Source organism: Aerococcus christensenii, assembly GCF_001543105.1.
Lineage (GTDB): Bacteria > Bacillota > Bacilli > Lactobacillales > Aerococcaceae > Aerococcus > Aerococcus christensenii.
Genome location: NZ_CP014159.1, coordinates 1,596,185 through 1,608,665 on the forward strand (window position 1 = coordinate 1,596,185; position 12,481 = coordinate 1,608,665).

Below are 12,481 nucleotides of genomic sequence, written 5' to 3' on the forward strand. Positions count from 1 at the left end.
GCCTCCTTTCTTTGGGTTGATTCATACTTTTATTTATTGACAATCTCTTGAACGTTAAAATGAGCTGCCAGTGGCCGTGCTAATTGTTTTAATAGGGTCAAGCGGTTATTTCTGATCGCTTCATCTTCTGTAAAGACCATATTCTCTTCGAAGAAACGGCTGATTAATGGCGTGAGTTGTTCTAATTCTTGGTAATTTTCTTCTTCAAATTCTCCTAAGTTCAATCCCTTCACCGCTTGGCAAAGTTCTTTTTCAGAAGAAGTTTCAAAGAGATCGGGATTAACGGTTGCTTGTTGAACGTGAAGTTCTTCTGCTTTTGCTTTCAAATTGCTAATCCGTTGCCAAGCTTCGACATTGGCCTTGAAGTGATCATCTTTGGCGTGATGATTCAAAGTCTTAGCTGTTTCAATAATGGATAAGACATCGAAAATTTCTGCTTCTCGAACCGCTTGAGAAATATCATACCGAATACCTTCGCTTTCTAGGGTATTCTTTAAGCGATCAGACACAAATTGAAGCAAGTCCGCTGAAACTTTGGATTCTTTTTCTTGATCGAAATTATAAACCAAATCAAGAAGTTCTTTGAGATCTGTATGCCATTCAAAAGGTAAGTGATAGTGCGCAAGAAGGGTCACTATCCCAATCATTTGACGTCTTAAGGCAAAAGGATCGTTAGACCCAGAAGGAGCCTTTCCAATGGCGAAGAAGGAAATAATTGTTTCTAATTTATCAGCAATTGCCATCAAAATTCCAAGCGGCGTTTGTGGCAATTCACTTTCTGACCCATTAGGGAGATAGTGTTCGCGAATGGCAATAGCCACAGCTTCATCTTCTCCAGCTTCTTTAGCATAGATTTCGCCGATAACCCCTTGGAGTTCACTAAACTCATCGACCATTTGCGTCACTAAGTCAAACTTATAGATAGATTGAAGGCGTGAAATTTGTGGCTTGAAGTCACTGGCTAACTGAGAAGCAAAGACCTCTTCCATGGCCCATTTGCTATACAAGAAGTTCGCCACTACTCCTGTCCGTTCCATCTTTTGTTTGAGGGAACCAATTTTAGCATGGAAGGTTACGTGGGTTAATTTCTTAGCAAAATCATCAATAGCGACTTCTTTATCTTCTTTTACAAAGAACATCGCATCTTCCAAACGGGCTACAAGGACCTTTTCATTTCCAGCTTTGACGCTTTCAAGGCCATCCTTTGTTCCGTTCCGTAAAGCAATGAAACGAGGTAACAAGTTTCCCTTCTGATCTTCTACTGCAAAGTAACGTTGATGTTCACGCATAGACGTAATCAAAACAGGAGCTGGGAGAGCCAAGTATTTCTCATCAAATTCTCCCACAAAAGCTGTTGGATATTCGACCAATTGGGTCACTTCTTCAAGAAGATCGTCATCTTCCATAATATGGAAATGATGGCTTTCTTCCAATTCTTGAAGTTGGGATTGAATCATTGCTTTCCGTTTGTCTTGGTCAGCTACAATATACATTTCTGCCAAACGTTCTTCATAAGACACGGCATTGGTCAATTCAAAAGAATCTGGATGTAAGAAACGATGACCACGGCTCTTGCGTCCAGCTTGAAGCCCCATCACTTCAAAAGGTACGACTTCCTTATCTAAAAGCGAAACAATCCAGTGTACAGGACGAATATAACGGAAATCATGATTGGCCCAAAACATAGCAACTGGGAAAGTCATCTGAGTGATACAGTCTTTAATTTTAGGAAGGACTTCCACAGCAGGTTGACCAGGGGATTCCACTTTTACATGAGCGTATTCTTTTCCATTGATCGTTTCAAAATAGATATCATCTGTAGTTAATCCCTTACCACGAACAAAGCCTTGCGCTGCTTTAGTCCAATTGCCCTCTTCATCCATAGCAATAGTTTTAGCAGGTCCCTTAGCCACTTCACTAAAATCGATTTGCTTGTCCGCTAAATTCTTCACTAACACTGCAAACCGACGGGGGGTAGCAAAAACTTGCGTGCTTTCAAAAGTTAAACGTTCTTCTTTTAAGAAAGCTTCCACTAATTTTTGAAATTGTTGGCTGACTGAACGTACATATTGCGCCGGCATTTCTTCTAAGCCGACTTCGATCAAATAAAAATGATTATTCATGTTCTTCTTCCTCCTTTAGATACTGGCTAGCTTCTTCTCTGGAGAGCAGAGGGAATTTTAATTCTTTCCGTTTTTCTACCATGAGTCGAGCGACTTGTTGAGCCATATGACGAACCCGTGCAAGATAAGCTGCGCGGTCTGTCACAGAAATCACACCACGTGCATCTAAAATATTAAAAGTATGCGAACATTTTAAAATATAGTCATAGGCAGGATGAACAAGGCCATTCTCCAATTGTTGGTTGGCTTCTTTTTCATAGGCATCAAAAGCTTTAAAGAGCATATCGGTATTTGCTTTTTCGAAAGAATATACGGAGTGTTCATATTCAGGATGTTGGAAAATTTCCCCATACTTCACACCGTTCGACCATACTAAGTCATAGACGGAATCCACACCTTGTAAATAAGATGCTAAGCGTTCAATCCCATAAGTTAATTCAGAGGTCGTTGGATGGCAATCTAAACCTCCCACTTGTTGGAAGTAAGTAAACTGGGTCACTTCCATCCCATCTAACCAAACTTCCCAACCTAAACCGGCACATCCCATAGAAGGATTTTCCCAGTTATCTTCCACAAAACGAATATCATGCTCTAAAGGATTAATACCTAAACTTTCTAAACTCTTGATGTAGAGTTCTTGAACATTTTCAGGATTAGGTTTTAAAACGACTTGATATTGATGGTGTTGGTATAAGCGGTTAGGGTTTTGCCCGTAACGTCCATCGTCTGGTCGACGAGAAGGTTCCACATAACAAGCCTTCCAAGGTTCTGGTCCAATAGCTCTTAAGAAGGTATAAGGGCTCATAGTCCCAGCCCCTTTTTCTGTATCATAAGCATTCATCACTAAGCAACCTTGCTCAGACCAAAATTGATGCAAGGCCAAAATCATTTCTTGAATTGTCGTTGCTTTCTTTGTCATTAATATTCCTCTCTCTCACTGTCCTAGGCTAGTTCTATTCTAGGGTTCACGACAAATAAAAAACCTATGTATACCTCAGGTACACATAGGGACGTTCAAACGCGGTTCCACCCTATTTCTAGCAATAGCTAGCACTTTAGTTTGTTATGCTCAAGTACGCCTTTCAATAAAACTCCTGATCTGTTCCCACTCACCAGACTCACTGCGCAAGAAGTGTTTATTTACTCTTTACTATCTATGCATAAACTTTTATACGCTCTTATCATACTTTACTGGAATAGGAATCGTCAAGCGGATTGTCAAAATTTATCAGTTTATCAATGAAAGATTTGCTTTTAAGAGAAATTCCCACATATTCCTGATAAAGACTATCGATCGCTTGTCGAATCTCTCGCTTAGTCTTTCCATTCAAAGAGATACTTTGAATGGCTTCATAATCTAATTGACTAAATATCCGAATAAAATGTGCCGCTCGCGCAGACCAATGCGAACGCTTGGGATCCCTCGAGAAATGGTCTTGGCAGATAAGACCGTCATACCTCACAGAGTAATCAAAAATACCTTGATCCTTTTGGCAAAATACACAAGACTTTAAGTGCGGATCCACGCCAAATTTAGGAAGAAGTTGAACTTCCAAAATATTGGCAATGACCATCGAATCGTTCCCTTCTTCTATCTTCTCCAGGGCTTGCCACAGCTTATCGAATAAGCCTTCATCCACCTCTCCCTCTTCTAAGCTCACATCTACCAAATGGGCAAGATAGCTGGCATAAGCATTTGCTTCGATGTCTACTTGAACCTGCTTGGGAAAATAGCAGGTTTTCACTTCATTCAAAAAAGAAAAACCGTGCGCGTTGATTTGGCCAATATAAGTCGCTCTAGCCATGGGGAAACACGCCCGTTTCAAAAAATGATTGGGGCTTTTTAGATTTTTTACAAAAAACATACGTTTTCCCTTCGAACGCGTAAAAATTTTAAGGAGAGCGTCCCGGTCCTTATAGGGACGTTGAAAAAGCACGATACCTAAAAATTCCACGGGTTCCATACGTCTCTCCTTCTATTCCTTAAAGGCTAATAATCAGATTTAGGCTTATAACCAAAGTCATTCAGTAAGCGATTATTATCTCGCCAATTTTTCTCTACTTTTACCCAAAGTTCCAAATAGGCTTTAGCGCCTAGCATGGTTTCAATTTCTCTTCGAGCATTGGAACCAATTTTTTTCAACATAGCCCCATTCTTACCGATAATGATTCTCTTTTGACTCTTTCTCTCAACGATAATATTAGCGTAAACATGAACTTTATCAAACTCATCCTTTTGCATCTTATCAACTGTTACTGCTACAGAATGCGGCACTTCATCGCGAGTCAGTTTTAAAATTTGCTCACGAATCATTTCAGAAACAACAAAATATTCCGGATGATCCGTCACTTGATCTTCTGGATAATATTGCGGACCTTCTGGCATATAAGAAACTAATTGATCAATTAACTCCTCAACACCCTCTCGCTTCAAAGCGGAAATCGGTAAAATAGCCGAAAAACTTTCAGGATGGGGAATAGATTGAAGAAATTCAGCTAAGTCTTCTTTACTTACTTGATCGATTTTATTAATTGCCAAAATTTTAGGTGTTTGGTAATCTTTCAACTTCTCCATAACGAAGCGATCGCCAGGTCCAATCTTATCTGTCACATTGACTAGCATCAAGATGACTTCCACTTCTTCTAAAGCAGAGTAGGCGGACTTCACCATATATTCTCCCAATTCGTGCTTGGGTTTATGAATTCCCGGTGTATCAATAAATATTAATTGTTCGTTTTCTGTCGTATAGATCGCATGAATCTTATTGCGAGTGGTTTGGGCCTTATCACTCATAATAGCAATTTTTTGTCCGATAATCTTGTTCATAAGGGTTGATTTTCCAACATTTGGTCGTCCAATAATAGCTACAAATCCAGAATGATAATGATTCGTTAAATTCAAAGTGTCTTCCTTTCTAAAACAGCCAGTTCAATAAATAAGGAATAAAGATAATTCCACCAATAACCACAGAAAAAACTGCCGTCAAAAAAACCGTCCCTGCCGCAATATCTTTTACTCGTTTGGCAATCAGGGAGTAGTGGTTATCTGTCACCAGATCCACTAACCATTCCACACATGTATTTGCCAATTCTGCTGCTAATACCATTAAACAACATAAAAGCAAAATCACCCATTCCACCCGTGAAACGCCAAAAAAGAAGGCACAGAGAATCACAAGGCCCATCATCACTGACTGGAAGCGAATATTTCGCTCCTGCTTAAAGGCAAAAAACAAACCTTCTAGAGCATAGCCAATAGATTCTCGATAAGAATGCGTCTTGAAGGAGCGACGTGCAGAAGAAGTGACTGCTTTTAGAGGCTTATTCTCTTTTAAGTCCATAGGCATCTAAAATTTCACGTTGTAAGCCAAACATCACCTTCTCATCTTCCGGTTCCATATGGTCATAGCCGTTGAGGTGAAGGAAACCATGACAAGCTAAGAATCCTAACTCCCGTTCAAGGGAATGATTATATTCTTCGGCTTGTCTTTTGGCAGTATCTAATGAAATCAATAAGTCTCCTAATTCATAAGGAAGATCCTCTGGCCACTCCTTGATCTCTTCTTCATCAGGACTTTCATCATTAATAGCAAAAGAGATCACATCTGTTGGGCGGTCAAAACCTCGATAATCCCGATTGATGATATGAATTTCTTCATCATCAACAATCGTACAAGACATCTCAATTTCTCCCTTTAAATCTAACCGTTGAGCGGCGGTATCTAATACACCTTTTATAATTTTTTCTTGCTCTGGGGTAAGTCCCCCTGTTTTATCACAAAATAGAACAGATAACACTGTCCTTACACCTCCTCAAAAATTCTTCCATCAATGACTTGATGCTTGCTGTAAATCATAAGCCTTAATAATCGCCGATACTACTGGGTGACGAACCACATCACTAGCATCAAAATAAACAAAATCAACAGCAGAAAGTCCCTTTAAAATTCTTTCTGCATCCTTTAAGCCGGAATGAACACCACTAGGCAAGTCAATTTGAGTCTTGTCGCCATTGACAATCATTTTAGATCCAAAACCTAACCGCGTTAAAAACATCTTCATCTGGGCAGGGGTCGTATTTTGCGCCTCATCCAAAATAACAAAAGCATCTTCTAACGTTCTCCCTCTCATATAAGCGAGCGGAGCAATCTCAATAACGCCTCGTTCAATTAAGCGTTCTGTATGTTCAGATCCATAGATCGCATAGAGGGCATCATAGACTGGCCTTAAATAAGGGTCTACTTTTTCTTTTAAATCTCCTGGTAAAAAACCTAAGCTTTCTCCTGCTTCCACAGCTGGCCGAGTCAAAATGATTCGCTTGACCTGGCCTTTCTTAAGCTGAGAAACCGCCATCACCACTGCCAAAAAAGTCTTCCCTGTTCCTGCTGGTCCAATGCCAAAAGTAACCGAAGATTTCTTGATGGTTTCTATATAACGAGACTGTCCCAAAGTTTTGGGGCGAATAATTTTACCATCATAGGTTTTCCCAATAGCTTGATCATAGAGATGTTCAAGCCCCTCAAGTTTTCCTTCTTCTGCCAAAGTTATGGCCGTTAGAACATCCCGTTCATCAAGAGGATGCCCCTTCTTTAAGATTCCTTCTAAGCCTTTCAAAATCGCCTGAATTTGATCAACTTGATCTTCACTCGCAATAATCTCCACTTGATCGCCCCGTGCATTGATGGCCGCTCCAAAATGTGTTTCTATGTTTTGAAGATAGTGGTCATGAATGCCGTATAATAAATCCGCATTCTCCGGATGTTCTAAGCGAAATCTTTTCGTGGAAAGTGGTTCACTCAAACGCCATCGTCCTCCCTTTTCTTTATAGTTATAGTATAGCAAATGATCAGCTAAAATTCGAGTCCTTCACAGAAGCTCTCCTATTTTCCGTTAAAAAGAGAATCAAAAGATAGCCTTCTCTTTACACAAAAAAAGCTGGCTTTGGCCAGCTTTTTTAGCGATTATCTATTATTAAGATAAGAGCGATTTAGCAATTTTTTGGATAGTAGAACCATCTGCTTTGCCCTTTAAGGCTTTGACAGCGGCCCCCATCACCTTTCCAAAATCTTTCATGGATTGCGCTCCTACTTGGTCAATGACTTCTTTGAGAGCAACCGTGATTTCTTCTTCGGACAATTGTTTAGGAAGATAAGTTTCCACAATAGCAATCTCCTTAGCAGTCTCATCGGCTAAATCGTCCCGTCCTGCTTCACGAAATTCTGCAACAGAATCTTTCCGTTGCTTAAGTTCTCGTGAAAGAATCGTTAATTCTTCTTCTTCCGTTAACGTTTCACCTTTGTCGATTTCAGCTTTTTGCAAAGCGCCCTTCAACATACGGATAACGGATAAACGAAACTTATCTTTAGCTTTCATGGCTTCTTTTATCTCTTGATTGATTTGATCAATTGCTGCCATGAGGCGCCTCCTATCTCTTATTAACTACGATGCACGCCAATCATTCATACTTACGCTATTAATATTTACGTTTACGAGCAGCTTCCGATTTTTTCTTCCGGCGAACTGATGGTTTTTCATAATATTCACGTTTACGTGCTTCACGTAAAGTACCTGATTTTGAAACCGAACGTTTGAAACGACGAAGAGCGTCATCAATAGATTCGTTTTTACGAACTACAGTTTTTGACATGAACTTTCCCTCCCCTCGTTGCATCCTTAGCATTTCTCGTCACCCAAAGAATCCTTTGGTGAGAAATGTACAAAGAAAATTATACCTAAGTTTAATGAAGCCGTCAATCATTCTTTCTCATTTTCCCTTTGAAAATTTGCTGGATAAGCGAATCACTTTCCCAATTTTTCTGACTTCTTCACTCATTATTCTGGATTTTTTGACTCAACGTGAAGCAGCCGATTCTTATTCTATTTCTTTGAGAAATCTTTTTCCTTTAAAATTTAAGCAAAGTGGCTTATTATGAAAGGAGGCTCTTTAAAATAGGATATTTCTATAAAAATAAAGCCAATTGTATATGAAAGGGGAAAAAGCATGTACACTTTAATGAAAAAAATTCCAGGCGGACTCTTACTTATTCCTATGTTAGTATCCGCCCTATTTTGTACTTTTTTACCACATTTTTTTGAAATAGGAGGAGCTACTGAAGCACTTTTCACTTCGAAAGGCCTTAATTATATCATAGGCTTCGCTTGCTTATGCTCAGGCGTTTCCTTGGATATTCGCCAAGTCTCTACTGTCCTCAAAAAAGAAGGCATGCTGATTCTTGTCAAAGCTTTGCTTAACATAGGATTAGGCTTACTTTTTATTCATATTTTTGGAATGAGAGGCGTCTTTGGCATCTCTGCTATTGCTTATATTGTTACGATTTGTTCCACTAATCCTTCCCTCTTCTTAGCTTTAGAAGAAGATTATGGCTCTCAGAATGATATGGCTGCTTTTGGATTAATCGGTATTCTATGCACACCTGCCTATCCTCTCTTAGTATTTTCGCTCTCCCAAGCCACCACTATTAATTGGACTCCTATTATTTCTACCTTGATTCCAGTTCTTATTGGAGTTGTCATTGGGAATATAGATACCAAAATGAAAGACTTTCTTGCCCCTGGCGCAGCTCTTTCCTTACCTTTTATGGGATTTGCTTTTGGAGCGAATATTAACTTAATCGATGCTATCCAAGCAGGTCCTCAAGGATTCTTGTTAACACTGCTTTACTATATTCCTATGGTTCTTTTGATGGTAGGATTTGAACGCTATCTCCTCAAAAAAGATGGCGTAACTTCTATTGCCATGTCCTCTATTGCAGGCATGTCTGTTTCAGTTCCCGTCCTCATTGGGCAAACTCTACCAGTTTATCAGCCCCTCGTAGGGCCGGCAACTGCTCAAATTGCTTTTGGTGTTGTGATCTCATCGATATTGACTCCTATCTTAGCCCAAAAACTCTACAAATTATCCCAATAATTTAATCCAAAAAATCGCTAGATCCTCTCTTTCGTAGAGAATTTAATCTAGCGATTTTTTGATTCCACACTACTTTATGAAGTTTTTCTTATCTATTGTGTGAATGGGAACAAGAATCTTTTTTGCGACAATCATCGGGACACTTTCTCTTTTCAGCAGCTTTTTTTCGACAGTCTGGACACAGTCCGCGCAATTGAAAAACATGACTCTGAATGAGGTATCCTTCTAACTGTTCTTGATACTGACTAATATCTCCTAAACGAACAGGCACCGTCCCTCCACACGAGGTACAAATAAAGTGATGATGATGGCCAAGAATAGGATCACAATGTTGACGAAAGACCATTCCTCCATCAATTTCATTTTCTTCCAACAGTTCCAACTCTACAAACAAACGTAAATTCCGATAAACTGTATCAAAAGAAATAGAGGGATGATCCTTCGATAGGGTTTGCTGCACCTCTTTGGCACTTTTATAATGTAGAGGATCATCACTAAATACCGCCAACATATCCGCCCGACGCTTGGTGTACTTATAACCCAGTTCACTTAAATAGTTCATTGAAGCCTTTACAAAATCTACCATACTTCTCTCTCCTCACCTTGCCCCATTATTATACAAAATTAATAGGTATTCGGCTAGTTTTAAATCAGAATATGGTATACTGAACAAGAATCTATGAAAAGAGGTGCTCACATGACCCAAAGATCTCATACTTCAGAATTCTATCTCATTTCTGATGCGGTCGGCCAACTAACGGTCGATCTCCTCAAAAGTGTCGCTGTTCAATTTCCAGGCATTAATATCAAAACCACTACCTATCCCTTTGTCCAACACGAAGATAACCTCCTCCCTATCTTAGAGAAAGCCAAACAGACAGGGGCTCACATTGTTGCGACCTTCGTCAAAAAGGAACTCGACCAATTAGCGAACGACTATTGTCAAAAGAACGGCATCTATTATAACAATGTCCTTCATCCTTTAATCCAGTTAGTTAGTCACGATACGCAAACTTCTCCCGATCAAAAACCGGGTCAACGTCACCTACTCAATGACCAATACTACAAGCGAATCAGCGCCCTCGAATTTGCTGTTCAAAATGATGACGGACGTTATCCTGAACGCTTCAAAGAAGCTGATATTGTTCTCTTAGGAATATCTAGGACTTCTAAAACTCCCCTCTCTATCTTTCTTGCTTTTCAAGGTTACAAAGTGGCTAATCTACCTCTAGTCCCTGAAGCCAAGCTCCCTGAAGAAATCTTTCAAGTAGATACCAATAAATTGATCGGGTTGACAAACGATATCGATATCTTAAATAAATTTAGGCGTGAGCGTATGCGATCATATGGAGTAGATGAAAAAGGACTTTACAGTGACGATAACCGCATCGAAAAGGAACTCCAATATGCCAATGACGTCTATGAACGCCTCCAATGCCCGATTATTAATGTAGCCGAGCGCTCCATCGAAGAAACCGCTACTCTTATTTTAATGTTCATGAACTACCTACCCACAAAAGGAAACTAACTTTTCAATAAAACGCCCCCTGCCCGAATCTCCTAAAAGTTTCAGACAGGGGGTTTATTTATATATCACTCAATTAAAGGGTGATAGAAACTTTTTTCTATTAGGGACTAAACGATTTATTTCATACACTCAATAATAATCCAATCACTACCCAAAAACTTACTAAGAAGAAAGAACCGAAGAAAAAGAGACTTTTCTTGCGACCAATGAAGCTTGCTAAAATCATCAAAGCTCCCATAGCTGGGATAATATAGTAATTCATAAAAATCCCTAGGGGGCGTGGAATACCAAAAGTAGTGATCGAAATAAAATCCTTTTGCGGTAATATCCAGCAAATTATCCAAAGAAATAAACTCGCAAGTATCCATGCCTTGCTATATTTTTCAATTTTTGTTCGCACACTTTCTAACATGTCATTCACCACATTTCTATTTGAAAATCGCTCCTAACAGCCCCACTGACCTACCGAATCAAACCAAGCGATAATGGCTGCTGCCTTCCATAAAATGGATTCATCCATATAAGGCATATTTTCCTTCACGTATTCCACAAGTTCTCGATTACAGTCACAATTGGCTCCTGGCGAAAAAGGCTGGTAGCAGAGATCATGCCGTCGACAACCTTCATCCAAGATATCAATCGGCTCTTCTGTAAAATCATTGCCGCTATGTCCAGGTCCACAATAATTCCCATGGAAAGGAATACTCATTCTTAAGAACCGAATCGCAGAAAATTTTCCTTCCGAATAATCTTCACTCAGTTGTTCAATTCCCATCCCGATCTTGATAGCAGTTGCTGAGACACCTTCCTTTTCTGCTCTTCCTAAATCAAAATAAAGGCGATGATTATCTTTGACTAAGTAAGAAACCGCTACATCCGCTTGCTGTTTTACATAGGTCCTCTGTTCAAGAGTAGATAAGACCCTTTTTTCCTTAGCATCTACATTATCTTGAGGCATTTTCCAAGTAACAATACTTATAAAACTTAAAGCAAAAAGTAATCTCATTATTTTTTGTTTCCATTTCATAGGGAATACCTCCATTCATCAATACAAGCTACACCAAACGTTTCTATCACACTTTTAGAATATCTTGAAAGCGCTATCCAGTCAATGGCCTTTTATATCTATTAAAAACTTTTATAAGCCTTTTTTAATAAAAAAACTACTTACTTCTTTTAATTAAAAGAAGCAAGTAGCCCTATATCTTCCAATTTTATGAAACCTTTTACAAAGATCCTTTCATTAAGTGAAATTTTTCAAGAGAAATGACAAGGGTATCTGTAAAAAAGTCGATATAATTTTGCCGTTGGGGCGTAAAGAGAACACACAAGCCTAAAATAGGGAAACGATATAAGATAAGCTTCCCTAAGCCCTCTCGAATCAAGCAAGTTCCCAAAGAAAGATGATCAGATTGAGTAGCGACCACCTTCAATTTACAAAAATACTTGCCTAAAGTTTGCCCCTCCAAGAAAAAACTTGTTAGCGTAAAATACGCCACAAAAACACCATTCATCACAAAGAATTCGAATAAACCATCCTTGACTAAAATCTCTTCCCCTAAAAAATATGTTATTCCAGAAAAACAAATATTACTCAAGCATTTACAGAATAAGACATCTAACCCAAAAGCTACCAAACGCATCCAAAATCCCGCATAGACTGCTCTGGGATAAGCATCCGCTGATAACTCTTGAACTTTACCGCAATCACAAGTCGTTCTGCAGGAACAGGCTTGATCACAAGAACACTTCTCCTGAGTCGACTGATTAGATACGTTAGAGTTTTTTTCTTCTCTATCTTCCGCCAATTCTTTCTCTAAAGCTCCCTGATAGATATGATCATTGAGGCCAGCTAAAATATCTTCCACGGTCTCTTTTTTATTCTTTTTCTTGCCAAACATC

The 12,481-nt window shown here is 39.2% G+C and carries 15 protein-coding genes; 2 read left to right on the forward strand and 13 right to left on the reverse strand.

Features of this window, described 5'->3' with window-relative positions:
- Window positions 1-29: 29 nt before the first annotated feature.
- From glyS to rpsU, 9 genes are all read right to left on the reverse strand, one after another.
- Window positions 30-2,123 carry a glycine--tRNA ligase subunit beta gene (glyS, locus tag AWM71_RS07645; RefSeq protein ID WP_060777379.1) on the reverse strand — a complete coding sequence of 698 codons (2,094 nt, stop codon included), beginning with the start codon at window positions 2,121-2,123 and terminating at the stop codon, window positions 30-32.
- Window positions 2,116-3,042: a glycine--tRNA ligase subunit alpha gene (gene glyQ, locus AWM71_RS07650; protein ID WP_060777380.1), complete on the reverse strand. Its 927-nt coding sequence runs from the start codon at window positions 3,040-3,042 to the stop codon at window positions 2,116-2,118. Before glyQ ends, glyS begins: the two co-directional genes overlap by 8 nt.
- A gap of 262 nt (window positions 3,043-3,304) precedes the next feature.
- Window positions 3,305-4,087 carry a DNA repair protein RecO gene (recO, locus tag AWM71_RS07655; RefSeq protein ID WP_060777381.1) on the reverse strand — a complete coding sequence of 261 codons (783 nt, stop codon included), beginning with the start codon at window positions 4,085-4,087 and terminating at the stop codon, window positions 3,305-3,307.
- A 26-nt stretch (window positions 4,088-4,113) separates the two neighbouring features.
- Window positions 4,114-5,025 (reverse strand): GTPase Era, encoded by a 912-nt coding sequence (era, locus tag AWM71_RS07660; protein WP_060777382.1) that lies wholly within the window; start codon window positions 5,023-5,025, stop codon window positions 4,114-4,116.
- 13 nt (window positions 5,026-5,038) lie between these two features.
- Window positions 5,039-5,470, reverse strand: a complete 432-nt coding sequence (locus AWM71_RS07665; protein WP_060777383.1) for a diacylglycerol kinase family protein — start codon at window positions 5,468-5,470, stop codon at window positions 5,039-5,041.
- Window positions 5,445-5,921 carry an rRNA maturation RNase YbeY gene (gene ybeY, locus AWM71_RS07670; protein WP_060777384.1) on the reverse strand — a complete coding sequence of 159 codons (477 nt, stop codon included), beginning with the start codon at window positions 5,919-5,921 and terminating at the stop codon, window positions 5,445-5,447. The genes AWM71_RS07665 and ybeY overlap by 26 nt, the downstream gene beginning before the upstream one ends.
- Before the next feature lie 30 nt (window positions 5,922-5,951).
- A complete protein-coding gene (locus AWM71_RS07675; RefSeq protein ID WP_060777492.1) occupies window positions 5,952-6,923 on the reverse strand; it encodes a PhoH family protein in 972 nt (323 codons plus the stop codon).
- A 171-nt stretch (window positions 6,924-7,094) separates the two neighbouring features.
- Window positions 7,095-7,538 (reverse strand): GatB/YqeY domain-containing protein, encoded by a 444-nt coding sequence (locus AWM71_RS07680; protein WP_060777385.1) that lies wholly within the window; start codon window positions 7,536-7,538, stop codon window positions 7,095-7,097.
- A gap of 58 nt (window positions 7,539-7,596) precedes the next feature.
- A complete protein-coding gene (rpsU, locus tag AWM71_RS07685) occupies window positions 7,597-7,770 on the reverse strand; it encodes a 30S ribosomal protein S21 (RefSeq protein WP_060777386.1) in 174 nt (57 codons plus the stop codon).
- A gap of 354 nt (window positions 7,771-8,124) precedes the next feature.
- On the opposite strand from rpsU, the gene AWM71_RS07695 reads away from it, so the two are divergent.
- A complete protein-coding gene (locus AWM71_RS07695; protein ID WP_060777388.1) occupies window positions 8,125-9,051 on the forward strand; it encodes a 2-keto-3-deoxygluconate permease in 927 nt (308 codons plus the stop codon).
- A gap of 88 nt (window positions 9,052-9,139) precedes the next feature.
- On the opposite strand, the gene AWM71_RS07700 is transcribed toward AWM71_RS07695, so the two are convergent.
- Window positions 9,140-9,637: a Fur family transcriptional regulator gene (locus tag AWM71_RS07700; RefSeq protein WP_060777389.1), complete on the reverse strand. Its 498-nt coding sequence runs from the start codon at window positions 9,635-9,637 to the stop codon at window positions 9,140-9,142.
- A gap of 111 nt (window positions 9,638-9,748) precedes the next feature.
- Here AWM71_RS07700 and AWM71_RS07705 point away from each other — a divergent pair, with 111 nt between their 5' ends.
- The gene (locus tag AWM71_RS07705; RefSeq protein ID WP_060777390.1) at window positions 9,749-10,579 is read left to right on the forward strand and encodes a pyruvate, water dikinase regulatory protein; all 831 of its coding nucleotides are present in this window, start codon (window positions 9,749-9,751) and stop codon (window positions 10,577-10,579) included.
- 121 nt (window positions 10,580-10,700) lie between these two features.
- On the opposite strand, the gene AWM71_RS07710 is transcribed toward AWM71_RS07705, so the two are convergent.
- From AWM71_RS07710 to AWM71_RS07720, 3 genes are all read right to left on the reverse strand, one after another.
- Window positions 10,701-10,991 (reverse strand): hypothetical protein, encoded by a 291-nt coding sequence (locus AWM71_RS07710; RefSeq protein ID WP_060777391.1) that lies wholly within the window; start codon window positions 10,989-10,991, stop codon window positions 10,701-10,703.
- Window positions 10,992-11,024: 33 nt separating this feature from the next.
- Window positions 11,025-11,606 (reverse strand): hypothetical protein, encoded by a 582-nt coding sequence (locus tag AWM71_RS07715; protein WP_060777392.1) that lies wholly within the window; start codon window positions 11,604-11,606, stop codon window positions 11,025-11,027.
- A 199-nt stretch (window positions 11,607-11,805) separates the two neighbouring features.
- Complete coding sequence (locus tag AWM71_RS07720) at window positions 11,806-12,480, reverse strand: RDD family protein (protein ID WP_060777393.1); 675 nt, start codon at window positions 12,478-12,480, stop codon at window positions 11,806-11,808.
- Window position 12,481: the final 1 nt, after the last annotated feature.

Bases quoted from the DNA above. Each gene is read 5' to 3' on its own strand.
- glyS (WP_060777379.1), bottom strand. From the start codon at position 2,123: ATGAATAATCATTTTTATTTGATCGAAGTCGGCTTAGAAGAAATGCCG.
- glyQ (WP_060777380.1), bottom strand. From the start codon at position 3,042: ATGACAAAGAAAGCAACGACAATTCAAGAAATGATTTTGGCCTTGCAT.
- recO (WP_060777381.1), bottom strand. From the start codon at position 4,087: ATGGAACCCGTGGAATTTTTAGGTATCGTGCTTTTTCAACGTCCCTAT.
- AWM71_RS07665 (WP_060777383.1), bottom strand. From the start codon at position 5,470: ATGCCTATGGACTTAAAAGAGAATAAGCCTCTAAAAGCAGTCACTTCT.
- AWM71_RS07680 (WP_060777385.1), bottom strand. From the start codon at position 7,538: ATGGCAGCAATTGATCAAATCAATCAAGAGATAAAAGAAGCCATGAAA.
- rpsU (WP_060777386.1), bottom strand. From the start codon at position 7,770: ATGTCAAAAACTGTAGTTCGTAAAAACGAATCTATTGATGACGCTCTT.
- AWM71_RS07695 (WP_060777388.1), top strand. From the start codon at position 8,125: ATGTACACTTTAATGAAAAAAATTCCAGGCGGACTCTTACTTATTCCT.
- AWM71_RS07700 (WP_060777389.1), bottom strand. From the start codon at position 9,637: ATGGTAGATTTTGTAAAGGCTTCAATGAACTATTTAAGTGAACTGGGT.
- AWM71_RS07705 (WP_060777390.1), top strand. From the start codon at position 9,749: ATGACCCAAAGATCTCATACTTCAGAATTCTATCTCATTTCTGATGCG.
- AWM71_RS07710 (WP_060777391.1), bottom strand. From the start codon at position 10,991: ATGTTAGAAAGTGTGCGAACAAAAATTGAAAAATATAGCAAGGCATGG.
- AWM71_RS07715 (WP_060777392.1), bottom strand. From the start codon at position 11,606: ATGAAATGGAAACAAAAAATAATGAGATTACTTTTTGCTTTAAGTTTT.
- AWM71_RS07720 (WP_060777393.1), bottom strand. From the start codon at position 12,480: ATGTTTGGCAAGAAAAAGAATAAAAAAGAGACCGTGGAAGATATTTTA.